Origin of the sequence: Aeromonas sp. OTU364, assembly GCF_038440395.1 — a bacterium.
Lineage (GTDB): Bacteria > Pseudomonadota > Gammaproteobacteria > Enterobacterales > Aeromonadaceae > Aeromonas.
On sequence record NZ_JASATR010000001.1, the window covers coordinates 607350 to 632252 of the forward strand.

General features: G+C 61.6%; 19 protein-coding genes. All 19 read left to right on the top strand.

Features of this window, described 5'->3' with window-relative positions; translation table 11 throughout:
- Positions 1-9 precede the first annotated feature (9 nt).
- The 19 genes from AAHB08_RS02795 (at position 10) to AAHB08_RS02885 (ending at position 24782) form a co-directional block, all read left to right on the top strand.
- Complete coding sequence (locus AAHB08_RS02795; RefSeq protein WP_342058033.1) at positions 10-999, top strand: PoNi-like cognate immunity protein; 990 nt, start codon at positions 10-12, stop codon at positions 997-999.
- A gap of 99 nt (positions 1000-1098) precedes the next feature.
- The gene (locus AAHB08_RS02800; RefSeq protein ID WP_342058034.1) at positions 1099-1668 is read left to right on the top strand and encodes a DUF6630 family protein; all 570 of its coding nucleotides are present in this window, start codon (positions 1099-1101) and stop codon (positions 1666-1668) included.
- Positions 1669-1808: 140 nt separating this feature from the next.
- Positions 1809-3194, top strand: coding sequence for a tetratricopeptide repeat protein (locus tag AAHB08_RS02805; RefSeq protein WP_342058035.1), 1386 nt, complete (start codon positions 1809-1811; stop codon positions 3192-3194).
- A 674-nt stretch (positions 3195-3868) separates the two neighbouring features.
- On the top strand, positions 3869-4372 hold the full coding sequence (gene tssB, locus AAHB08_RS02810) for a type VI secretion system contractile sheath small subunit (protein WP_139436157.1): 504 nt from the start codon (positions 3869-3871) through the stop codon (positions 4370-4372).
- A gap of 36 nt (positions 4373-4408) precedes the next feature.
- On the top strand, positions 4409-5887 hold the full coding sequence (gene tssC, locus AAHB08_RS02815; RefSeq protein WP_342058036.1) for a type VI secretion system contractile sheath large subunit: 1479 nt from the start codon (positions 4409-4411) through the stop codon (positions 5885-5887).
- Between the two features lie 6 nt (positions 5888-5893).
- Entirely contained in the window at positions 5894-6325 is a 432-nt protein-coding gene (gene tssE / locus AAHB08_RS02820) for a type VI secretion system baseplate subunit TssE (RefSeq protein WP_139436159.1), read from the top strand.
- Positions 6326-6330: 5 nt separating this feature from the next.
- Entirely contained in the window at positions 6331-8097 is a 1767-nt protein-coding gene (tssF, locus tag AAHB08_RS02825; RefSeq protein WP_025326631.1) for a type VI secretion system baseplate subunit TssF, read from the top strand.
- The gene (gene tssG / locus AAHB08_RS02830) at positions 8061-9059 is read left to right on the top strand and encodes a type VI secretion system baseplate subunit TssG (protein ID WP_139436161.1); all 999 of its coding nucleotides are present in this window, start codon (positions 8061-8063) and stop codon (positions 9057-9059) included. Before tssF ends, tssG begins: the two co-directional genes overlap by 37 nt.
- Positions 9060-9061: 2 nt before the next feature.
- Positions 9062-10300, top strand: a complete 1239-nt coding sequence (gene tagH, locus AAHB08_RS02835) for a type VI secretion system-associated FHA domain protein TagH (protein ID WP_342058037.1) — start codon at positions 9062-9064, stop codon at positions 10298-10300.
- Positions 10300-10815, top strand: a complete 516-nt coding sequence (gene tssJ / locus AAHB08_RS02840; RefSeq protein WP_139436165.1) for a type VI secretion system lipoprotein TssJ — start codon at positions 10300-10302, stop codon at positions 10813-10815. The genes tagH and tssJ overlap by 1 nt, the downstream gene beginning before the upstream one ends.
- 2 nt (positions 10816-10817) lie before the next feature.
- Positions 10818-12152, top strand: a complete 1335-nt coding sequence (gene tssK / locus AAHB08_RS02845) for a type VI secretion system baseplate subunit TssK (protein ID WP_139744852.1) — start codon at positions 10818-10820, stop codon at positions 12150-12152.
- 23 nt (positions 12153-12175) lie between these two features.
- Positions 12176-12955, top strand: a complete 780-nt coding sequence (gene icmH / locus AAHB08_RS02850; RefSeq protein WP_162519181.1) for a type IVB secretion system protein IcmH/DotU — start codon at positions 12176-12178, stop codon at positions 12953-12955.
- A 20-nt stretch (positions 12956-12975) separates the two neighbouring features.
- Positions 12976-15618, top strand: coding sequence for a type VI secretion system ATPase TssH (gene tssH / locus AAHB08_RS02855; protein WP_342058038.1), 2643 nt, complete (start codon positions 12976-12978; stop codon positions 15616-15618).
- 2 nt (positions 15619-15620) lie between these two features.
- A complete protein-coding gene (locus AAHB08_RS02860; RefSeq protein WP_342058039.1) occupies positions 15621-17159 on the top strand; it encodes a sigma-54 interaction domain-containing protein in 1539 nt (512 codons plus the stop codon).
- Positions 17159-17755 (top strand): type VI secretion system-associated protein VasI, encoded by a 597-nt coding sequence (gene vasI / locus AAHB08_RS02865; protein ID WP_342058040.1) that lies wholly within the window; start codon positions 17159-17161, stop codon positions 17753-17755. Before AAHB08_RS02860 ends, vasI begins: the two co-directional genes overlap by 1 nt.
- 8 nt (positions 17756-17763) lie before the next feature.
- The gene (gene tssA / locus AAHB08_RS02870; RefSeq protein ID WP_342058041.1) at positions 17764-19191 is read left to right on the top strand and encodes a type VI secretion system protein TssA; all 1428 of its coding nucleotides are present in this window, start codon (positions 17764-17766) and stop codon (positions 19189-19191) included.
- A gap of 41 nt (positions 19192-19232) precedes the next feature.
- Complete coding sequence (gene tssM / locus AAHB08_RS02875; RefSeq protein ID WP_342058042.1) at positions 19233-22724, top strand: type VI secretion system membrane subunit TssM; 3492 nt, start codon at positions 19233-19235, stop codon at positions 22722-22724.
- Between the two features lie 44 nt (positions 22725-22768).
- Positions 22769-24199 (top strand): VasL domain-containing protein, encoded by a 1431-nt coding sequence (locus AAHB08_RS02880; protein ID WP_342058043.1) that lies wholly within the window; start codon positions 22769-22771, stop codon positions 24197-24199.
- A gap of 295 nt (positions 24200-24494) precedes the next feature.
- Positions 24495-24782 carry a type VI secretion system PAAR protein gene (locus AAHB08_RS02885; protein ID WP_342058044.1) on the top strand — a complete coding sequence of 96 codons (288 nt, stop codon included), beginning with the start codon at positions 24495-24497 and terminating at the stop codon, positions 24780-24782.
- Positions 24783-24903: the final 121 nt, after the last annotated feature.

A 24903-nucleotide genomic window follows, 5' to 3' on the forward strand; every position in this document is an offset into this window, starting at 1 on the left:
GAGCAGAGAATGAGTTCGTTTATTGAGCAGCGCCGAGATCCACTGCTATCTGAGGATTTCTTCTTGGTACAGCTAGAAGACTACAAAGAATCGCTCTATTTTGACCAAGAGTGGTGGAGCTGGATAAATGATCCTCAACATGAGCGCTGGAGTGACCCAGCAGGGTTGCCTACTCGCTCTGGTGCCAGTGAAGGGATGTTTCGGGACAATTTCAAACATACCATTCTTATATATTCCGGGGGGCTGTCTCATAAAGAGGTTATTGCTCAATTACAAGTTGCCAATAAAGAGTTTTTGCGCCATAAAGAAGAGTTTCCAGATGACCTGTTTTATTACTGGGAACATGATGCATATCAATATCTGCTCTGGATGTTTTCACTGAATATCCTCTATGGGCAGGATGAGGTGCTGCCAGATATGGTGCGCTATATCAGTAAAAATCCGGAAGGGGACGACGACCCGCTCTGGAGCGTGCTGCTGGCCCGTCTCGGCTATCCTGGTTTTCCCCGTGGTCCCGAATCCTATATTCCCGAGGTTTATCGCACTCTATTTGATGCCATCAAGGGGGATGGGGTGACCCCAACTAAAACCGAGCGAGAGGCGAGTATCAAGCAGTATCTCAAGGGATGGTACAAAGGATGTAAAGAGTGTTTCTGGTATGACTGGCACAAGGCAAAGCATGCCATCTATTTTGGCTATTGGGCTTTTGAAACGGCGCTTGTCACCCTGCTCTATGAGTTGGATGACAGCAGCTACCGGGATATGCGCTATTACCCCAAGGACCTGGTCGATTATGCCAGAGACAATGGTATTGCAGAAAAATGGCAGGCACTGCGAGTGGCTCAACATCACATTGCCATGCCGGGCTCAGTGGTGGAGCAAGATGGCAACTGGCGGTGCAACCTGACCGATGAGCAGTGGCAACTGCGCAAAGGGCAGAGGCTGCCTTCGCAGACCCATATCAACAAGGATGACATGTTGTTCTGGGTACAGGAGTAGTCCGCGTTTATCGATCATGCATAGCCTACATGATCGATATATCTCGAACCAAGTGACATTTTGCTGCTATTGTGACATTGCTTGGTCCCGTGGTTCTGTATGAAAAGAAATCGAGGAAAACAAGTGAAGGTGATAAAAAAAGTATTCCTGCTCCTCTCTGTCATCATCTTGTCTCCTCTGTTGATTCCCATGGTTTATGTCGAAAGACGAAGAAAGAAATGGGTTCTATCAATTTTACTATCCCCTCTGCCTGAAGAGATCAGGGTCGGCAGGTTGAACTCTCTGATGAATACGAATGCCGATGCGCTACAGGACGGTATAGTGTCAACACTTGTTGCGCTGAATTCTGATGAGCATTGGGGATGTCTCAATATCGACTGGCGAGACGTCGAGGAAGTTGAGTTACAGGGCAACGCATTGGCGGATGTGCATGGTTTGAAGGAGCACTTCATTTGCTCTGAGCCGGATGAGGATGCATCAGTTTGGAGCATGTTGGTGCTTTATGACTTATGGCTGCAAGCGCGAGGATATGAAGTTGTGCTTTGGGATATCGAGGCTGATCAATATATGGGTTTTATTTGTCGCGCTGATATTCTCGATAAGCTGTTAAACGAGGGGCGCAAGCTGGGTCTGGACCTGGTCAAGCTGGACCATGTGAATGAGCAATAGTGCTTTGTATCGGCATGAGGGTCTCTAGAACACGGTCAATTTTAAAGAGAGCTGAAGAGAAATAGCAAATACATCAGGTGGTCAAAAAGTGCTACGCACGCAGCCACCCCTCCCATCTTAATTATTCGCAGATATAGATAATGACATACCGCACATTATGGTTGGCACTGGCGAGCAGCTGGTTAACCGCTTGTACCACAACTACACCACTCACCGAGTCCGAACTCTCTCAAGCCGCCCGGCAGGGCCAGGGCAAGGCGCAATATGAGCTGGCCAATCGTCTGGCGGCCAAGCCGGATTATCCCGAGGCCATGCGCTGGATGAAACTGGCGGTCGAGCAGACGGGCCCCATGGCGGCGGACGCCGATATGCGCGGTAAGGCGGCGTTGCAGGTGGGGAGCTGGTATCAGGCTGGTTTGGGTGAGCCCAAGAACCCCAGGCTGGCCCATGACTGGTGGCAGCGTTCGGCCAAGCTGGGCAATCGGGACGCCAGCTATCAACTTGGCAAGGAGTGCCAGCGTCAGCACCAGGATAAGCTGGTGAGCGCGTGTCTCGACTGGTTCGAGCAGGCTACCAAACGGGATCATGCCGGTGCTCAGTTGGTTCTGGGTGAGTGGTACGCCAGCCAGCCCGGCGCCGATGCCGATGCGGTTCAGTGGCTGGAAAAGGCCGCCGAGCAGGGGAATCGTGACGCCCAATATCGGCTCGGCCTGCGCTATGAGCAGGGCAAGGGGGTGACCAAGCGCCCCGATCTTGCCCAGCGTTGGTACGAAAAGGCCGCCGCCCAGCAACAGCCGGATGCCTTGTTGACCCTGGCTCGCCAGGCAAACACGGCAGAAGCGTTTCCCCTTTATCAGCGTGCCGCCAATGCGGGTTCGCCATCAGCTCAGCTGTGGCTGGGGCAGGCCTATCTGGCGGGTGAACAGGTGCCCCAGGATCTGGCGCTGGGCCGGTACTGGCTGGAGCTGGCCGCAGGCCAGGGCTTCCATGAGGCCGAATACCAGTTGAGCCTGCAGCAGACCGATGCGGTTGCCCGTGAATATTGGCTGACCCTGGCCGCCGTGGGTGGGGTGAGCCAGGCTCAGCTTGAGCTGGCAGTCTTGCAGCAGGAGAGGGGAGAGCTGAAGGCGGCTCGCCAGAGCCTTTCCCTTGCCGCTGGTGAAGGCAATGTGGATGCCCGCTATGCCTATGGTGAGATGTTGCGGCTGGGACTCGGCGGTGAGGCGGACTACAGCCTGGCATTGAAACAGTACCGACTTGCGGCAAATGCCAACCACCGTCAAGCCCAATATCGTATGGGTACCATGCGTGAACAGGGCTGGGGGGCGCCTCGCAACAGATTGCATGCCTATGCATGGTATTTGCTGGCGGCCACGGATGGCAATACTGATGCGACTGCCGCTAGCCGTGAGCTGGAAAAAGGCATGACAGAACAAGAGAAGGGAGCTGGACAGAAGCTGGCGCAGCACTGGTTTGTGACACTGGAAAAAAACAGTCAGCTGGTGCAGCCACACAACGACATTTAGCACCATGAATGCCGTGTCGATGTCACATATTCAAAGCGAATGAATGATATCTTGTTTCCCCTATGCCTCCTGTTTTCTTGTCATTAATCAGTCATGAAGTCGTCATGAAACACCATCATGGCGGATTTACTATATGTCAACAGACACTTATTGTTACATAATTAGTCTTGAAATAGGTTGTTGATTGACCTGTATTCATAGAGTGAAGTTCACTCTACATCTTGGCTGAATATCAGATTAATCCTACGTCAATAATGGTTGTTTCTGATTTATCCTTGTTTATGACCTTGCACTGAAAGACTTGTGAGTTGAATGTAATCTCTTGTTTTAATTGATGTATTTTGTTATTCGTTGTTTTATAAATCCATTTTAAATAGTTTATTGTTGACTCGTTGATATTTTAAAATATACCATTTATCGCAAATAGCTCTCTAACCAATATGATCTCTAACAAAGAGTAGAGACGTTATCTGGTTGTATTAAGTAACAAGATGCATACTGTGTTTTCGGTTGCCAAGCTTCGCCTTGGTATATATCGAGAATGCGCCGTCGGCTGATGTTTTTTTGTCAGGATCCCTGCCGATCCCGTCAACTGTCATTTTTTACAGTTGCTGACAGATGCATTGGCTATAAGCTTTGGGGTCTTCATGGATCCTTAACTTGGTATTTAGAGCATGGGAAAAGGAATTGATGGCGCCACTGTTGCGCCCAAAGAGCGTATCAATATCAAATATGTGCCGGCAACCGGTGGTCAACAGGCGGAAATAGAACTTCCGTTGACCATGATGGTGGTGGGCAATATGAAAGGACGCACGGAAGAGACCCCCATTGAGGAGCGTCAAACCGTCTCCATCGACAAGAATAATTTTTCCTCTGTCATGAAAGAATCTGCATTGGAGCTGAAGTTCTCCGTTCCCAACCGCCTGGAAGAAAACAGCCAGGACGAGTTGCCAGTGTCGATCAAGATCCAGTCTCTGGAAGACTTCACCCCCGACAGCGTGGCCCAGCAGGTTCCCGAGCTGCGCAAGCTCTTGGAACTGCGTGAGGCCCTGGTTGCCCTGAAAGGACCGCTCGGAAATATCCCGTCCTTCCGCAATCGTTTGCAGGATCTGCTGTCCAGTGACGAAGCTCGCGAGCAACTGCTCAAGGAGCTGGATCTGATTAAGCCTGCGCAGTGATCCGCAGATTAATTGACTGACTGATAAGGAAAAAATATGTCTCTGGTCGAAGAACAGGTTCAAGCGGGGGCGAGTGCGGCCTCCTCGTCCTTGCTGGACGAAATCATGGCGCAGGCCCGCATCACCCCGGTGGATGAGGGATACAGTGTCGCCAAGCAGGGGGTTGCCGCCCTGATCGCCAACATTCTGGACAGTGGTACCACCTCGGAGCCGGTCAACAAGGCTCTGGTGGACAGCATGATTGTCGAGCTCGACAAGAAGCTGAGCAAGCAGATGGACGTCATCCTGCACGCCAAAGAGGTGCAGGAACTGGAGTCCTCCTGGCGTTCCCTCAAGCTCTTGGTGGATCGCACCGATTTTCGTGAAAACATCAAGATCCAGGTGCTTCATGCGACCAAGGAAGAGCTGCTGGAAGATTTCGAGTTCTCGCCCGAGATCACCCAGTCCGGCCTCTACAAGCATGTCTATTCGACCGGTTACGGCCAGTTTGGTGGTCAGCCTGTCGGTGCCGTGATCGGCGACTATGCCTTCACCCATAGCGCACCCGACATCAAGCTGATGCAATATGTCAGTGCGGTGGGAGCCATGGCCCACGCGCCTTTCATCTCCTCCGTCGCACCGGCCTTCTTTGGCGTGGACAGCTTCACCGATCTGCCCTCCATCAAGGATCTCAAGTCGGTCTTCGAAGGCCCGGCTTACACCAAGTGGCGCTTGCTGCGTGAATCGGAAGATGCCCGCTATCTGGGGCTGACCGCACCGCGTTTCCTGGCTCGTCTGCCCTATGATCCGACTGAAAACCCCATCAAGGGCTTTAACTATCAGGAAGACATCAGCTCGGATCACGATCACTACCTGTGGGGCAACACCGCCTATCTGATGGGCACCTCCCTGACCGACAGTTTCGCCAAGTATCGCTGGTGCCCGAACATCATCGGTCCCCAGAGCGGCGGTGCCATCCATGATTTGCCGGTGCATGTCTACGAGGCCATGGGTCAGCTGCAGGCGAAGATCCCGACCGAGGTGCTGATCACGGATCGCCGTGAATACGAGCTGTCGGAAGAGGGCTTCATCACCCTGACCATGCGCAAGGACAGCGACAACGCGGCCTTCTTCTCCGCCAACTCGGTGCAAAAACCCAAGGTGTTCCCGAACACCAAGGAAGGGAAGGAAGCCGAGACCAACTACAAGCTCGGTACCCAGCTGCCCTACATGTTCATCATCAATCGCCTGGCACACTACATCAAGGTGCTGCAGCGCGAGCAGATCGGCTCCTGGAAGGAGCGTCAGGATCTGGAGCGTGAACTGAACGGCTGGATCAAGCAGTACGTGGCCGATCAGGAGAACCCGCCGGCAGACGTGCGCAGCCGTCGCCCGCTGCGTGCCGCTCAGATCAAGGTGCTGGACGTGGAAGGGGAGCCGGGCTGGTATCAGGTCGCCATGGCCGTGCGCCCGCACTTCAAATACATGGGTGCCAGCTTCGAGCTGTCCCTGGTGGGTCGTCTGGACAAGGAATAATGCCCGATGCCGTATCTCTCTTCCTGGGATAGAGGAAATGCGGCCAGTCTGTTTGACCGGATCCGGGGGGAGGGGCTTGTCTCCTCCCCCCAATCGGACGTTGAGGAGCTGATCGACTCGGTCAAACGCCAGCTCGATCAGATCCTCAACACTCGCCCCGGCAATTGTCGCAGCGCGCCCGAGCTCGGTGTCATCGATCTCAATGATGCCACCCAGGGCAGCGCCGACATCCGTGGGCGGATCCGTGAGGCGATCCGGCAATGCATCCGCCGCTATGAGCCGCGGATCGTGCATGTGGATGTGCGTTCACCCGATCATCAGTCGAGTCCGCTCGAGATGTCGTTTCAGGTGACGGCCCACGTGAGACTGGAGCATATCGAGCAGGTTACCTCGTTCAACGTCCATATGGACAGCCACCGTCACTACCGCATGGTCTGATCTCAATGTCGCTGGAACATTACTTCAGGGATGAATTGGCATTTTTGCGCCTGCAAGGGCGCGAATTTGCCGATGCGCATCCCGAACTCACCCGTTTCCTGTCGGAGCAAAATACCGATCCGGACGTGGAACGCCTGCTGGAAGGCTTCGCGTTTCTCACCGGCAATCTACGCGCCAAGATAGAGGATGAGTTCCCCGAGCTGACCCACGGTCTGCTCAATATGCTCTGGCCGAACTATCTGCGCCCCGTGCCCAGCATGACCATCATGCAGTTCTCGGTCATTCCGGGAGCCATCACCCAGCCGGCGTTGGTCAAGCAAGGCTGCCAGCTCGACAGCCTGCCCATGGACGAGGTGACCTGTCACTTCCAGACCAGTCACGATGCCTGGGTCTATCCGGCCGATATCCGCCACATCGCGGCCCAAAGCGGCAACGATCTCTCCACCATCTCGCTGGATATCGCCCTGCATGCCCCTTTGCCATTGAGCGAACTGCAGCTGGACAAGCTGCGTTTCTTCCTCGGTGGCGACAGTTATACCGCCTATGAGCTCTACTTCTGGCTCTCCAACCAACTCTCCCATATCGAGCTGGAGATAGACGGCAAGCGCTTTCGCCAGGAGGCCAAGGCGCTCAAGCCCGTCGGCTTCGAGCGCGACGATGCGCTCCTGCCCTATCCGAACAACGTCTATTCCGGCTACCGGATCCTGCAGGAGTATTTCTGCTTCCCGGAGAGCTTCCTCTTCTTCGAACTCAGCGGTGGCGACTGGCCAAAACAGCCGCTGCCGGTGAGCGAATTCAAGATCCACTTCTGTTTCGACCGGCCCCTGCCGGCTGAGCTCAAGATCCGGCCCGACTCCTTCATGCTCAACTGCGTGCCGGCCATCAACCTGTTCCAGCACGATAGCGAGCCGGTCAATCTCAACGGCCGCCAGACGGAGTACCCCCTCAAGGCGAGCTATCGCCATGCGGACAGCTTCGAGATCTTCTCGGTCGATGAGGTCGAGGGCTGGGTCGAGGGCAACCTCGGCCGCTCCCGCGGTACGCCGCGCATCTATCAGCCATTCGAGAGTTTCCAGCACCAGATAGAGCGGGCCAAGCAGCGGCTGGCGCTCTATTACCGGGTGCGGGTCAGAGAGTCGGTGAGCGGCGACGGTTTCGAGCACAGCCTCTCCTTCGTGCGGGGAGATGAAACCACCACAGTCAATCTGGATGAGTCCATCTCAGTCACCCTGACCTGCACCAACCGCTCCCGTGCCGCCCGCCTCAAGGTGGGCAGCATCTGCGTGCCCACCGGCAGCTCCCCCTCGTTTGCCACCTTCCGCAACCTGATCCGGCCGACCCGGCCATTGCGACCGGCCCTCGATGGCAGCCTGCACTGGACCCTCATCTCCAACCTGTCCCTCAACTATGTCTCCCTGCTGCGCCGGGATGCCCTGGTACAGGTGCTGCGCACCTACGATTTTCCGGCACTGCACGACAAGCAGGCGGAGCAGGCGTCGCGCAAGCGGCTGGCGGGGATAGAGCAGATCGAAACCAGCCCGGTAGACAGGCTGGTGCGGGGCATGCCGGTGCGCGGGCTCAAGTCGGTGCTCTCCATCCGCCAGTCCGCCTTTGGCAGCGAAGGGGAGCTCTACCTGTTCAGCACTGTGCTTGCCCACTTCTTCTCGCTGTATGCCAGCGTCAATGCCTTCCACCTCCTTGAGGTGGTCAATCTCGACAACAAGGAGCGTTACCTGTGGCCAGTCCAGATCGGTCAGCACTCCCTGATGTGACGTCCGCGAAGGACGCGCCCCGCTTCAGTTTCTTCCAGCTGGTTGAGCTGCTCAACCGGCTGGACGGCACCGATCAGGAACGCAGGCTCGATCACCTGCCCGGGGATGAGGGGATCCGCTTCAAGGCGACCGCCTCCTTAGGGTTTCCTACCAGCGATGTGCTGCAGATCGGCCGCGATGGCAAGGGTCGCCACGAGCTGGAGGTGGCGTTCCTCGGCCTGCATGGCAGCCAGTCCCCCATGCCCGGGTACTACCTGGACTCCCTGGCGTGGGAGTACGCCCAGGGGGAGCAGAAGCTGGGTCTGTTTCTGGACTTCTTCCATCACCGTCTGCTGACCCTGCTGCACCGGATCTGGCGCAAGTATCGCTATCACGTGCGCTTCCAGGACAACGGCGAGGATGGTTTCTCCCGCCTGATGTTCGCCCTGGTGGGGCTGGGCAACGAGGCAGTCTGCCAGAGCCTGCCGGTCAACCGCGCCAAGATGCTCTCCTATGCGGGACTGCTGGCCAGCCCCAGCCGCTCCCCCGAGGTGGTGGCCGGTCTGGTGGCGCACTGTTTCGATCTGGCGCAGGTGGAGGTGAGTGCCTGGCAATGGCGCAGGGTGCCCATTCATCAGGATCAGCAAAACCGGCTGGGCAGCGCCTGCGCCACCCTGGGGGACGATTTTGTCATCGGCGACAAGGTGAACGACTGTGCGGGCAAGTTTCTATTGAAGATCAATAACCTGAGTTTTGGGCAGTTTCTCGGGTTTCTGCCGAACGGGGAGCACTTCCCCGCCCTGGTGACCTTTGTCTCCTTCATCCTGCGCGACCAATTGGCCTGGGATCTGCGACTTGGTTTCGGCCAGGAGCAGGCCAGGGGGCTGCGGCTGGGGGAGGAGCAGAGTGCGCGCCTCGGGTGGAGTACCTTTCTTGGCCAGCCGCCGAGTGATCCCTTCGTGACCATTTGTGTGCAGGAGTGAATGTGGACGACTTTAACCAGCAACTTTCCCTGGTGGTGCTCAACAGCGAGCAGCTCGACGGCAACCAGCAGGGGCAATACCGCTTCGACGAGATGGGGGGGACCCTGGGGGCCTCCGAGCAGGATGACTGGCAACTGCGAGACAGGTTGGGGGCCGTGATGCCGGCCCACGCCCGGGTCGAGCGCCAGGATGGCCGCTTCTGCCTGTGCGATCTGAGCGGCCAGACTTACATCAACGGCGCGACCTCGCCCATAGGGCGGGCCCGCAAGGTGTATCTGGAGCAGGGGGACGAGCTCGTCGTCGGCCCGTTCCGGCTGCGCGCCTATCTGGGGGCCATCTCGGCCGAGCAGAGCCTGCAGCAGGTGCTGGGCACACGCCCGGCCGAACAGCTTGACGAGTGGCTGAGCGGCGATGAGCGGATCAGCCAGCCCATGGAGGCGTCGCGCGCCCTGGCCGTCGACCCCCTGCTGGCGCTGCAGCATGAGCGCTCCTCGCTGACTCCCCTGGTGGATCCTCGTCGCCAGGCCGACTTCTCTTTACAACCGGATATGGAACATCCGTCCCTTTCCCCCTTTTCTGCCGCCGAGAACACCATGAACCAAGAATTTCTGGATATGCCCACCATAGAGAACCATCCCGATTATGCCCATCCGCTGGAGGGGGTCGATCACGTGGCCCTGACCCCGCTGATGCGCGGCCTGGGTCAGCCGCTGCAGCTGCAGGATACCCAGCAGGCCCACGACATGCTCGAAGAGATGGGCAAGACGGTGCGGGCCATGGTGGAGGGGCTGCTGCAACTGCAAAGCGATCAGGCCGCCCTGGCGGACAAGCACCTGCGTCCCATCGAGGACAACCCGCTGCGGCTCGGGCTCGACTATGACGAGACCCTGGCGGTGATGTTTGCCGAGCAGAAGAGCCCGGTGCACCTGACCGCCCCGGCGGCGGTGGCCGAGAGTCTGCGCAATGTGCGCATTCACCACGTGGCGAACCAGCAGGCCATAGGCGCGGCGCTGGACAGCATCCTTCAAGCCTTCTCGCCCGAGGCGCTGCTCGGTCGCTTCGAGCACTACCGCCGCACCGGCACTCCCGGCATGGCCGACGAGGGCTGGGCCTGGAACATGTATCAGCACTACTACCGCGAGCTCACCTCGGCCCGGCAGCAAGGGTTCGACAAGCTGTTCCACCAGGTGTATGCCCAGGCCTATGACCAGGCAGTGCGTCAGCAACAGGGACTGATTTGATGATACGTGCGTTGATGCTGGGGGCCTGTGTGCTGACCCTGGCAGCTTGTACCACCATGGGCAAGATGGCCGACGTGGCCATGAACCCGGACATCCAGGTGGGCAGCAATGACAGCCAGCCCTCCACCCTGGGGCTGAGCCTGGTGGCCGAGCCCGACGTCAACCCCAACGAGAGCGGGGAGGCGGCGCCGATCGAGTTTCAGGTGCTGCTGCTGGCGGAAGATTCCAAGCTGCTCGCCACCGACTACGACCAGGTGACCGAGGACGTGGAGAAGGCCCTCGGCAAGAACTACCTGGATCATCAGGACTACACCTTGCTGCCGGGCCAGTTCAAGTATCTGCCTCCCATCAAGCTTGACGAGAAGACTCGCTACATCGGGGTGATCGCACGCTACGCCGATCCGGACAGCGCCGAGTGGCGCAAGGTCATCAAGGTCAAGAGCAAGGGCACGGCCTATCAAATCCTGGTTCATCTGCGTCTGGATGAAGTGGAACTGCAACAAGAAGAAGAATAACCATGTCGAGTCGAAATCGGGTTATCTGGCGTGAGGGGCTCTTCATCAAGCCCCAGCACTTCCAGCAACAACAAAGGCATTCGGACTACGCGCTGCACGCTCGCCTGAGCGCGCTCTCCGACTATTTCTACGGCTTGCAGTCGCTCGCCATCAACGAGGATTACCTCGGCTTTGGTCGCATCGCCCTGGTGGGGGCCACCGGCATACTGCCGGACGGCACCGTTTTCAATATTCCCAATGACGATGTGCTGCCATCGCCCCTGGAGGTTACCGACGCCTCGGTGGCAAACCAGAAGGTCTATCTGGCGCTGCCGCTTTCGGTGAGCGGCGTCAACGAGGTGGGGCAGGGGGGGCTGGTCTCCAGCCGGTTGCAGGCCCATCGCCACGACGTGCGGGATCTGCACAGCGAAGGGGGGGACGTGGTCTCCCTCGAGGTGGGAAGGGTCAGTCTGCGGCTGATGCTGGAGCGGGACGATCGCAGCGCCTATGCCTCGCTCGCCATCGCCCGGATCCTGGACAAGCGCCCGGACGGCGGCCTGGTGCTGGATCCCAACTTCATGCCCTGCAGCATCAGCGTCTCCGCCATCCCGACCCTCAAGCGCTTCCTCGGCGAGTCGGCCGGCCTCGTGGCAGAGCGGGCCCGCAGCCTCTCCCAGCGCATCGCGGCGCCGGGGCAGCAGGGGGTCGCCGATGTGGCCGAGTTCATGATGCTGCAACTGCTCAACCGGGCCCAGCCCCAGCTGTCGCACCTCGCGCGTCTTGGCACCCTGCACCCGGAGCGGCTGCACGAGGCGCTGGTGCAGCTGTGCGGCGAGCTGATGACCTTCACCGACGAGTCCCGCCTTCCCCCCGAGTTCCCCGCCTATCGCCACGACGATCAGCAGGTGAGCTTCGAGCCGGTGATGCTGGCCCTGCGTCAGGCGCTGAGCACAGTGCTCTCGCCCCGCGCCGTCTCCATCCAGCTGCGCAAGCACCAGTACGGCGTCATGGTGGCCGTGGTGGGGGAGAGCGAGCTGATGCAAAGCGCCGACTTCGTGCTGGCGGTGCGCGCCCGCATGCCCCAGGAGCAGCTGCGCAAGCAGTTGCTGCAACAGACCAAGGTGGCCTCCAGCGACAAGATCCGCGAGCTCATCAGCCTGCAACTGCCCGGCATTCCGCTGCTGCCGTTGCCGGTGGCGCCCCGTCAGCTGCCCTATCACGCCGGTTACAGCTATTTCCAGCTCGACCGGCAGAGTCCGGCCTGGCAGATGCTGGCGGTGGGCAACACCCTCGCCTTCCACATCGCCGGCGATTTCCCGGAGCTCGACATGCAGCTCTGGGCCATCCGTAGCCAGTGATAGCACCAAGGAAACAAGCAAAGATGACCACGGACATTATCAAGAACGAGCAACTGAGCGACCTGCTGTTCGATCATGCCGAGCAGCTGGACATGGATTCGGACCACTGGTTCCGCCTGCGTGGCCAGAGCATCAACCCCATGATAGATGCGGTGACCCCCTTGCTGGGGCTGGTGCAGCGGGTGCGCCTGCTGTCGCGCCACGACCGGGTGCCCGAGCTCTATCAGCGGGTGGTGACAGAGATCCAGGCCATTGAACAGGAGCTGATGGCCCAGGGCTACGAGAACGGGGTGGTGCTGTCGTTTCGCTATATCCTCTGCACCTTCATCGACGAGGCCGTGATGGGCCGCGACTGGGGCAGCCAGAGCGAATGGTCCGAGCACTCCTTGCTGACCCGTTTTCACAACGAGACCTGGGGCGGCGAGAAGGTGTTCGTGCTGCTGGCCCGCCTGCAGGAAGATCCGGTGCGCTATCGCGACATCCTGGAGTTCATCTATCTGTGCCTCTGCCTCGGTTTCGAGGGGCGCTACAAGGTGATGAGCCAGGGACGGGACGAATTCGAGCGCATCGTCAGGCAGCTGCACAAGCAGCTCGCCCCCGAGGTCGGTGGTGAGGCCCCCAGCGTCTTTCACCTCGACCTCGGTCGCCAGGCCTCCCGCTACCAGCTGCGCAAGCAGGTTTCCCTGCGCAGCCTGTTCATGGGCGGCGCCCTGATCCTGGCCATCATCTTTGGCCTCTATCACCACCAACTCAATAACCAGACCCAGGACGTGCTGCGTCAACTGGGCGAATTATTAAAATAAAATACTAAGGAGAGCACGCCTTGATCCGTATAGAGCTACCCGTACTGGTGGAAAGACTCAACCCCATCTGCCGTCACATGCTGGAGGAGGCCGCGGCCCTCTGCGTCAACCATCAAGGGGCCGAGATCCGCATCGAGCATCTGCTGCTGAAAATGCTGGAGACCCCGCTGAGCGACGTGCGCCAGATCCTGAAAGTGGCCGGGGTGGAGGTAGAGGAACTCAAGACCCTGCTGCAACCCTCGAACGCCGACAGCGGTTATGGTCAGGGATATCCCTCCTTCTCGCCGCTCCTGGTGGAGTGGCTGCAAGACAGCTGGCTGCTCGCCTCCGCCGAGCTGCAACACGCCCAGCTGCGCAGCGGCGTCATGCTGCTGGTGCTCTTGATGACTCCCCAGCGCTATTTGCCGGGGTCGGTGACCCGTTTGCTTGCCAACGTCAATCGGGAGCTGCTGCGCCAGCAGTTCGACGAGTGGGTCAAGGATTCTGCCGAGACCCAGGTGACAGTCTCTGCCAGCGGCGCTGCGACCCAGGCCGCCCTGCCGGCCGATGCCAGCCTGCTGGCCCGCTTCACCGTCAACGTCACCGAGCAGGCCCGCCAGGGGACGCTGGATCCCGTGCTCTGCCGGGATCATGAAATCGACCTGATGATCGACATCCTCTCCCGCCGCCGCAAAAACAACCCCATCGTCGTGGGGGAGGCGGGGGTCGGTAAAAGCGCCCTCATCGAGGGGCTGGCCCTGCGCATGGTGGCGGGCCAGGTGCCCGAGAAGCTGCACGGCGTCGAGCTGATGACCCTGGATCTCGGCGCCATGCAGGCCGGTGCCTCGGTCAAGGGGGAGTTCGAGAAGCGCTTCAAGGGGGTGATGCAGGAGGTCAAGGATTCGGTGCGTCCCGTCATCCTCTTCATCGACGAGGCCCACACCCTGATCGGGGCTGGCAACCAGGCCGGCGGCCTGGATGTCTCCAATCTCATCAAACCGGCCCTGGCCCGGGGCGAGCTGCGCACCATAGCCGCCACCACCTGGGGCGAATACAAGAAGTACGTGGAAAAAGACGCCGCCCTGTCGCGCCGCTTCCAGCTGGTGAAGGTGGGTGAGCCCAATGCCGACGAGGCTACCGTGATCCTGCGCGGCCTGCGCAGCATCTACGAGAAGGCCCACGGGGTGCTCATCGACGAGGAGGCGCTGCAGGCGGCCGCCCAGCTCTCCGCCCGCTACATCTCCGGCCGCCAGTTGCCGGACAAGGCGATCGACGTGCTCGACACCGCCTGTGCCCGGGTGGCCATCAACCTCACCACGCCGCCGCGCGCGGTCAGCCACCTGCAAAACGCGCTGCGCCAGCGCGAGCTGGAGATCCGCCAGCTGGAGCGCCAGAGTCTGATAGGCCTTGGCGACAACGCCGAGCGTCTGGCCGAGTTGCAGGCCGCCCAGCAGGCTTGCCGCGAGGAGTTGGCCGAGCAGGAGGCCCGGTGGCAGCAGCAGCAGGGGCTGGTGCACCAGATAGTCGAGCTGCGCGCCGCCCTGCTCGCCGATCAGCAGGATGAGATGCTGGCCAGGGAGGCGCTGGATCTCGCCGATGCGCCGCTGGATCCCCAAGCCGCCGCCGAGACGCTTGCCAGCCTCGAGCGCGAGCTGGCCGCCCTGCAGCAGGGAGAAGTGTTGGTCTCCGCCCATGTCGACAAGACCCAGATTGCCGCCGTCATCGCCGAGTGGACCGGGGTGCCCCTCAATCGCATCTCCCAAGGGGAGCTGGACGTGGTGACCCGGCTGCCGGAGTACCTCGGCGAGCTTATCAAGGGGCAGGATGTGGCGGTAGCCCACCTGCACAAGCACCTGCTCACCGCCCGCGCCGACCTGCGTCGTCCCGGCCGACCGCTCGGCGCTTTCCTGCTGGTGGGGCCGAGCGGGGTCGGCAAGACCGAAACCGTGCTGCAGATTGCCGAGCTGATGTTCGGTGGCCGCCAGTACCTGACCACCATCAACATGTCCGAGTATCAGGAGAAGCACACCGTCTCCCGTCTTATCGGTTCGCCGCCCGGCTACGTCGGTTTCGGCGAGGGTGGCGTGCTGACCGAGGCCATTCGTCAGAAGCCTTATTCCGTGGTGCTGCTGGACGAGGTGGAGAAGGCCCATCCGGATGTGCTCAACCTCTTCTATCAGGCGTTCGACAAGGGCGAGTTGGCGGACGGGGAAGGACGCATCATCGACTGCAAGAACGTGGTCTTCTTCCTCACCTCCAACCTCGGCTTCCAGACCATAGTCGATCACGCCGAGCAGCCCGATGATCTGCTGGATGCGCTCTATCCCGAGCTCGCAGCCTTCTTCAAGCCGGCCCTGCTGGCACGCATGGAGGTGATCCCCTATCTGCCGCTGGGTCACGACACCCTGGTGCAGATTGTCGGCGGCAAGCTCAACCGGTTGGTCAAGCTGCTCAAGGAGCGCTTCGGCGCCGAGGTGGTGCTGGAGAGCGAGGTGGCCGAGGAGATCCTGCTGCGCGCCAATCGCAGCGAGAACGGTGCCCGCATGCTGGAATCCGTCATCGACGGCGCCCTGCTGCCGCCGGTCTCCCTGCAGCTGTTGCAGCGCCTCTCGGCCGGTGAACCCATCAAGTGCGTCCGCTTCTCGGTGGCCGATCACCAGTTCGTGGCCGAGGTGGAGGGCTGATCATGGAACAAGCCCTCGCCTTTGCCCTCGCCTTGACGCAACAGCGCGACGAGCAGCACCTGTGCCACTGGTGGAGCTCGACCCTGGACGCCAGCTTCCAGCCCAAGGGGATACTGCTCGGCATGCTGGATGTAAGCGGTCGCCAGCTCGAATGCACCGGCTGGGTCAAGGGACAGGCGGTGAGCCTGGCCCTGGCGGTGGACGATTTTTCCCACCCGCTCGCCTATGTGCTGCACAAGGCCCAGTCCCGCACCTGGGACTCCCTCCATGGCGGTGCCCGCATCGAGCACAAGGAGTTTCGCCTCCTGCTCTCCAACCTGGGCCAGCAGTGCGGCCTGCATGCCTTCCCGCTGCTGGACGGCAACGGCAAGCCGTTCGCCGTGCTGGCCATGATGGATCAGGGGGCTGTGTTGCAGGGGTGGGCGGAGAGTCCCGAGCTGGCACAGCTGTCGCAGGTCTTTTGCAACCAGCTCACCCTTATTCGCGATCTGGGGCGCAGCCGCCGGGATCAGAGCGTGCTGCGGGACTCCCTGCGCCAGATGAAGGGGGAGGGAGAGCGGCTGCGCCAGCATGAAAAGCTGCTCGGCGATCAGCTGGTCGGCCAGTCGGCGGTGATCCGCGGGCTGCGCGAGCAGATAAGCCTGGCGGGCCAGCACAAGCTGACCGTGCTCATTCAGGGGGAGACCGGCAGCGGCAAGGAGGTGGTGGCCCGCCTGGTGCACCAGTGCTCCGATCGGGCGGCCAAGCCGTTCGTCGCCATCAACTGCGCCGCCATCCCGGAGAACCTCATCGAGAGCGAGCTGTTCGGTTACCAGAAGGGGGCCTTCTCCGGGGCACTGACCAACAAGGCGGGGCTGGTGGCCCAGGCCAATGGCGGCACCCTGTTCCTGGACGAGGTGGGGGACATGCCCGCCGCCATGCAGGCCAAGCTGCTGCGGGTGCTGGAAACCCGCAGCTACCGGCCGCTTGGGGCCGAGCAGGAGTACCACTCCGATTTTCGCCTCATCGCCGCCACCCATCAGCCCCTCAGCCGTCACGTGGAGGAGGGGCAGTTTCGGGCCGACCTCTACCACAGGCTCTGCCAGTGCCTGCTGCTGATTGCCCCCCTGCGGGAGCACATGGACGACGTGCCGCTCTTGTGCCAGCACTTCATGGCCCAGTTTGCCGTCCAGGATGGCAAGACCCTGGCGGGGCTGCAGCGCAAGTTCTTGAAGCAGCTGCAAAGTTATGACTTCCCCGGCAACGTGCGCGAGCTGCGCAATCTGCTGGAGGTCGCCTGCGCCCACACCCGTCACGGGGAAGAGGTGGTGCTGGAGGCGCTGCCGCCTGAGCTGCGGGAGCGGGTCTGTGTGGAGCTGCCGTCCTCGATGGACGACTACAACCACATCCGGGATCTGCGCCGGGCCATGCAGCAGTACGAAGCCTCCGTCATCGAGGCGCGTCTGCGCCACTTCCAGGGCAACCGCATGCTGGTGGCCGAGAGCCTCAACATTCCCAAGCGCACCCTGGATCACAAGTGCCAGAAACTGGAGGTGAATTGATGAGCGTCCTCGGCCTATTGCTGCTGGCCGCCGGCAGCGCGGCGCCGCAGCTGGATATGCTCGGCTGGCAGCAGTGCCGCCGCGAACCCTCTCCGCTGGTGCGGCTCGCCTGCTATGACGCCCTTGGCAGTGGCCCCGACACCGAGTCCGGCGCCGCGGCCATGTCCGCTGCCTGGCAAGCCATCCGGGATCAGGAGCAGAGCCGCACCCCTGACAGCCCCCCCTTCCTGCTGCAAAGCGATGCCGGCAGTGGCAGTGAAACCCTCACCCGTCCCGCCTTGCGCGGGGCGACCCTGGCCATCGGGTGCGTCGACAGCATCACCCATATCCGCCTGCGGCTCGATGCGCCCTGGGTCGGCGAGGAGGTGCAGATAGCGCTCGACGGCTCGCCCGGCAACAGCGCCCAGGGCTGGTTTATCCGGGACAAGGGAATGCTGCTGGAGTATGGCCGCGGCCTGCCCGCCATCGAGGAGCTCAAGCGCTGGATTGGCCATCGCGAGCTGCAGGTCAAGGCGGCCAACGGCACTTTGCTGCGGGTCGATTTGAGCGGCCTGAAAGAGGCGCTGCTTCCCCTGCGCCAGCAGTGTCGCTGGTAGGGGGCGTCATGAGCTATCAACACCCCTGGTGTGCCCGCCTGCTCGCCCCCTTGCCGGATGGACAAGTCAGCGGCGCCGTGCTGGCGGACGAGCCGCGCTGGGATTATGTGGAGACAGAGCTGGTCAAGCTGGGATCCCTGGCCCATGGCCAGGTGGATCTCAATGCGGTGGCCGAGGCCTGTCTCGGGTTGCTGGAGAGCCGCACCAAGGACATGCGGGTACTGGCCCAGTTGCTGCGCTGCTTGCAGCATCCGGCCAAGGCGACCCCCATGGGGGCCGCGCTCAGCCTGCTGGAAGCCTGGATCCAGGCTTATTGGTTGCTGGCCTGGCCCGGCAATGCCAGCCAGAAACAGCGGCTGATGGTGCAAATCGTCAAGCGCTTCGAGGGGGCTCTGCCGCGAGTGAGCGAGAGCGCCTCGGCGGCCGAGCTGGCCCAGTTGCTGGCCCAGGCCGAGCAGCTGGAGCGGGTCTGGCTGGCCCGGTGCCCGGACAAGGGCGAATTGCTCGATCCCCTGCTGATGGGGCTGAAGCGGGCCCAGCGCCAGCAGGTGGCCCAGGCCCAGGCAGATGCCAGTGTGCAACCCGGGAGCAGCGCCGTCGTGGCGACGGCCGCCGCCACCGGCATGGCGGGCTCCATGGTGCTCAGTGGCAGCACCAAGGGGTCCGGCGTCGAGATTGACAGCTCCAATGACAGGGCCTGGCGCCAGACCCAGCTCAAGGTGGCGGATCTGCTCATCGAGCGTCAGCCGGAGGCGGCGGTGGGCTATCGCCTGCGCCGTCACGCCATCTGGGCCGGTATCACGACCCCACCCATGGTGGCCCGGGATAACAAAACCCAGCTGGCCCCCATGTCGGCGGACATGGTGGACGAGTACCGCGCCGCCATGAGCAGCCCCGACCAGGGGCTCTGGCAGCGCATCGAGCAGAGCCTGACCCTGGCTCCCTACTGGTTCGAGGGGCATCGCCTCTCGGCCGAGGTGGCGCAGAGGCTGGGATTTGCCGCCGTGGCCCGGGCCATCGCAGAGGAGCTCGATGGTTTCTTGCAGCGTCTGCCGGCCTTGCGGGACCTCGCCTTCAGTGACGGCAGCCCCTTTCTCTCCCCCGAATGCGGCCGCTGGCTGCAACCCGTCAGGGGCGGTGGAGGAGGCGAGGGGGAGTCTTGCCTGGCCGAAGAGATAGCCCAGCGCCATGGGGAGCAGGGGGTGGCCGCGGCCCTGGCCCTGCTCGATGAACGCATGGCGCAGATGAAGGAGCCAAGAGATCGCTTTCACGCCCAGCTGGTGCAGGCGGAGCTGTTGGCACAGGAAGGCATGGAGGCGCTTGCGCGCCAGCACTATCAACACTTGTGGCAAGAGGCGAGTCGCCTCGGGCTGTCGCACTGGGAGCCCGGGTTGGTCAGCCGCCTGGAGAGCCAGGCGACCCCGTTGTCGAAATAAGTGCCGAAATGAGTCATTGAGTCGGAGTTGGATCACATTTTATGTTCAAAACCATCTTTACCTTTCTGCGGCAACAGCTGCCGAAATTGAAACCCTCCTGGCCTCTGCTCGGTGTGGTGCTCTGGGGGCTTGCCCTGATCCTGGTGTGGTGGCTGGGCCCTCGCCTCGAGATCCGTGACGCCAAGCCGTTGGCGCCGCTGTGGGGGCGGGTGGTGTTCACCCTGCTCTGGCTCTGGCTGCTGCTGGGGGTTCTCTCCTGGCGGGTGTGGCGCAAGATGCAGCAGCTCAAGGCCGAGCGCCAGCACGAGGTGGTGCTGGAGCAGGATCCGGTCAAGGGGCTGCTCGACCGGCAGGCGCTGTTCCTGGATCGCTGGCTGCAGGCGTTGAATTCCCATCTGGGCAAGGGGGCGCTCTACGCCATGCCCTGGTACCTGGTGCTGGGGCTGCCCGGCAGCGGCAAGAGCAGCCTCATTCACCGCGCCAACCCGGCCAACAAGCTCAATCCCAGGCTAGACACCGATCTGCGTGACGTGGCGCAGGATCAGCTGGTGGACTGCTGGCTGGGGGAGCAGGCGGTGATGCTGGATCCCGCCGGCGAGCTCTTGTCCCAGTCCGAACCCGAGCTGGATCCCCTGGCGCGCAAGCACGAGCGGCTCTGGCTGCACCTGCTGACCTGGCTGTCCGAACATCGTCGTCGTCAGCCCCTCAACGGCCTGGTACTGACCGTGGATCTGGCCTGGCTCTCCCACGCCAGCGTGGCCGAACGCAAGGCCTATGCCCAGCTGATGCGCGCGCGCCTGCAGGAGGTGTCGGCCACCATGAATACCCGGTTGCCGCTCTACGTCACCTTCACCAAGCTGGACCTGCTGCGTGGTTTTGACGTGGTGTACGAGCAACTCGACAAGGAGGCCCGTGACGCCGTGCTGGGGGTGACCTTCCAACCCGGTGACGGTCAATCCTGGCAGCAGGATCTGGCCCTGTTCTGGGATCAGTGGGTGGACAACCTCAACCAGAATCTGCCGGAGTTGATGCTGGCCCGGCTCGATGCCGCCCAGCGCAGCGCGCTGTTCTCGTTCGTGCGCCAGCTGGCGGGGCTGAAGGATTATGTCACCAGCCTGCTCGACGAAACCCTGGCCATAGAGGAGAGCAAGCCGCTCTTGGTACGCGGTGTCTACATCAGCTCCGTCTATCAGCAAGGGGTGCCGTTCGATGCGTTCGCCCAGGCGGCCTCCCGCCGCTACAACCTGCCGGAGCCCATTCACTCGGCCCTGCGCGGGGAGTCCAACACCTATTTCGTGCGCCAGCTCTTCTCCTCCATCATCTTCCCCGAGGCCCATCTGGCCGGGGAGAACCGGCTGCACACCCTCTATCGCCGCCGCCGCATGGCCATCGGCCTCGGTTGCCTGTCGCTGTTCTCGGCAGCCCTCATCGGTGGCTGGCACCATTTCTACCGGGTCAATGAGGAGGCGGGTCGCAACGTGCTGACCAAGGCCCAGGCCTTCATGGAGACCAACGAGGTGGCCGACGCCCACGCCTTCGGGGTGAGCCAGCTGCCACGCCTCAATCTCATCCGCGAGGCGACCCTCTCCTTTGGCAACTACCGTGATCGCACTCCGCTGGTGGCCGACCTTGGCCTCTATCAGGGGGACGAGATAGGTCCCTATGTGGAGGGATCCTATCTGCAGCTGCTGAGCCTGCGCTTCCTGCCGGCCCAGATGCAGGGATTGCTGGCGGATCTCGAGCAGGCACCGGCGGGCAGCGAGGAGAAGCTCGCCATACTGCGGGTGATGCGGATGCTCGATGACGCCTCCGGCCGCAACAAGGAGCTGGTGGCGCAATACATGGCGAGCCGCTGGCAGAAAGCCTTCCCGGGGCAGGGGGCGGTGCAGGAGCAGCTGATGGGGCATCTGGATTACGCCCTCGATCACACCGACTGGCACGGTGCCCGTGCGGCACGGGATGAGGGGGCCATCACCGCCTTCGTGCCGTTCAAGGAGCCCATCTATGGTGCCCAGCGCGAGCTTGGCAAGTTGCCCATGTATCAGCGGGTCTATCAGAACCTGGTGGTAAAGGCGGGGGAGGTGTTGCCGCCGGATCTCTACGTGCGCGACGAGGTGGGACCCACCTTCGACACCGTCTTTGCCCTGCGCAGCGACAGCGCCGGTCAGGTGCCCCGTCTGCTGACCTGGCCTGGTTTCAGCGACTTCTTCCAGAAGCAGGACAAGACGCTGATCGATCTCACCGCCATGGATGCCTGGGTGCTGGGCCAGCGCAAGCTGACTCAGCTGAGCGAGGCGGATCGCAAGGAGATCACCCGTCAGGTCAATGAGCGCTACGTCACCGACTACGTCAACCAGTGGCAAAAACTGCTGACCAATCTGGATGTGCAGACCCTGGAGAGCCCGGAGCAGGCGCTGGACGTGCTCTCCGCCATCACGGGCAACGATCAGCCGTTCCAGCGGGTGCTGGCGGCCCTCGATGACAACACCCGCATTCGCAAGATCTCCGATGTGGAAGGGGATCCGGCGCAGGCCATCACGGCCCGCATAGGTCGCCCCTTTATGGCCACCAATGCCGCATTGGCTGGCCGGGGTGAACAGGGGCCGCTCATCCAGGAGGTGAACCAGAAGCTGGTGGAGTTGCAGCACTATCTGGAACTCATCGTCAACGCCACCGAGCCGGGCCAGTCGGCCTTGAAGGCGGTGCAGCTGCGCCTGACCAACAAGTACGCCGACCCCGTGTTTGCCTTGCAACAGTATGCCCGTGGCCTGCCGGCCCCGCTGGATCGCTGGGTGGGGCAACTCTCCGATCAGAGCTCGCGGCTGGTGATAGACCTTGCCATGTCCTCCCTCAATCAGGAGTGGCAGGACAAGGTGCTGGCCCCGTTCAACAGCCAGCTGGCGGGGCGTTATCCCTTCGAGCCCGGCTCTGCCAAGGATGTGCCCCTCTCCGAGATGGAGCGCTTCTTCGCGCCGGGCGGGACGCTGGACAGCTTCTACCAGGTCAACCTCAAACCCATGGTGGAGAGCGGCCTGATGGAGGGAGAGTTCAGTTCGCCCATGCAGGCCGAGCTGGTCAAGCAGCTGGACAGAGCCGCCCGCATCCGCCAGATCTTCTTCAGCCAGCAGGGCAACCTGGAGGTGCAGTTCGCCCTCGAGCCCATAGAGCTCACCGCCAACAAGCGGCGCAGCGTGCTGAACCTGGATGGCCAGTTGCTGGAGTACGCCCATGGCCGTCGCACCAAGATCCCGCTGGTGTGGCCCAACACCATGCGTGACGGGGCCGAGAGCAAGATAACCCTGGTGCCGGCCGCCCGCGAGCGCTCCCCGCGCAGCGAGGGCTTCGTCGGCCCCTGGGCCATGTTCCGCCTGATGGACAAGGGGGAGCTGACCCAGGTCAATGAGGCCACCTTCGATGTGCGCTTCCCGGTGGATCAGGGGGCCATGACTTATCGCGTCTACACAGACAGCGTGCAAAACCCCTTCGCTGGCGGCCTGTTCAGCCAGTTCAGATTGCCTGAATCCCTCTATTGATAGTGCGGGGGGCAGGCAGTGCCCCCCCTGTTTTGGAAGCCGATATGACACATGACCAGCAAGGCCAGCAGGCGCTGAAGGTGGGGCGCGACCCCAGAATGTTGCCTGAGTACGAGGCGCTGCGAGCGGAGATCAATAAGCTCAGCCACGCCTCCCGTCCCGAGGTGGACTGGCTCAAGATCCATCAGCTCGCGAGCCAGATCTTCGAAAAACACGGGGTGGATCTGCAGACCGCCATCTATTTCACCCTGGCCCGTTCACGGCTGCAGGGCCTGAGCGGCTTCACCGAGGGGTGCGAGTTTCTCGCCAACCTGATAGTGACCCAGTGGGATAGCTTCTGGCCGCCGGCCCATCAGGAGCGTGCCCGCATCGAGATGCTCGACTGGTTTATCGCCCGCATCAGCGATGTCATTCGCCAGTACCAGATCAGTCACGAGGACAAGCGGCTGGTCTACCGCTGCGAGCGGGCGTTGCAGCTTATCAGCGAGAAGCTGCACAACGCGGGCTTAAGCCGCATTCCCCGGGTCGAGAACCTGGTGCACTTCATCGAGGGTTATACCCACCTCTTTGACGAGACCGAGATCGTCATCGTCTCCGACGAGCCCGGTCTCAAGGATGAGCTGCAGATCCCGCCCATGGTCTTCTTCAAGTCCGATATGGAGAGCGACCACGGCGTTTCTGCCGGGACGGCGACCGGGCACCTGCCCCAGGGCAGCATACTGGTGGGTCGGGAGAAGGGGCAAATGAAGCCGACCGTGCTCAAGATTGAACAGCATCGCAAACAGCGGCCCGCCTGGTTCTGGTTTGGCTGCGGCCTGCTCAGCTGCGCCCTGCCGGTGATGGGCTGGCTCGGCTGGCAGCAGCAGCAGCAGGAGAAGATGGTGGTCGCCCAGCGCTTGCAGCAGCCGGCCGCCGAGTTGCCCAGGGCGCTCAGCTATGACGATATCCGCCAGGCGCGCATCGTGCTGGGGGAGCAGGCCCTGCAAGGGATGGAGAGCGATCTGGTGGCCCGTTATCAGAGTCAGCTTGCCCGGCTGGAGCAGACCTCGCCGCTCTACTGGTATCGCTATGGCGAGGGGCTGCGTGCCTCGCTGCAGATGCTTTACCCCGACTCGCTGGCGGTCAAGGCGCTCGACAAGCAGTGGCAGAGTGCGCTGGCCGGTCAGCAGGGAGACGCCCTCGGCGTGCCGACCTATCTGGATGCCCGCGCCGGAGTGGATGCCCTGCTGGATCAACTGCTGGAGCTGGAGCGCCAGCGCAAGACGGTGACCATCTCCTATCTCAAGTCCCAGCTCTACGAGGTGCAGAAGAACCTGATGCAGAACATTCCGTTCAGCCTGCGTCTCGATGAGCTGGAGGCGAGAAGGGCTGCCCAAGAACCCATCACGGCGGCGGATCTGAAGGGGCTGGAGAACGATCTGAAGGCGCTCAACATCCGCCTCTATCAGTTGCAGCAAGGCCATGTTGGCGGGTGATCATGCTGTCCTGAGCAAGATATCGCGCAAAATTTAGAGAAACACTCTGTGCAGGCAAGGTTTTGCCATGTTTTCGCGAAGTCTTGTGCCATCCATTGCAGCGCGCAGCGCCATGGTCAGTTGGGGTGATTGTAAAGCTTTGATATAAAACAATATTGTCGTTTCGCCTGCGTTGGCATGGAGGCTGCTGGACAGCCACCCCAATGTGCATTCACGCCTCCTGCCCACCCGGGTAGGCAGGAGCCATGGCAGGGCCGTCATCCGTGGCGCGCCCTTGCCCAGACGGAGAACCCAGATGTGCCCTTCCATTGCATTGCTCGGTGACATAGGCACCGACCACGAGGGATTTCACCCCTCCCCGGTGATCGCCGCCAGCCCTGATGTGTTCCTCGATGGCAAGCCGGTGGCCCGGCAGGGGGATCCGCTGGCCCCTCACGACAAACCCAACAACCCCCCTCATCCGCGCAGCATCTCGAGGGGCGTCGGCTCGGTGCTGGTCAATGGCAAGCCCATCGCCGTGACCGGCACCGCCATCGGCTGTGGCGGCGTGGTCATTGGTTCTGGCAGCGGACAGGCAGGATAAGGAGTCACTGATGGCAGACAGCACAGGATTACAATTTACCGTCAAGGTGGGGGCCCTGCCCGAGAGCACCTTCGTGGTGGCCGAGTTTGCCCTGGAAGAGGGGCTCAACCAGCCATTTCAC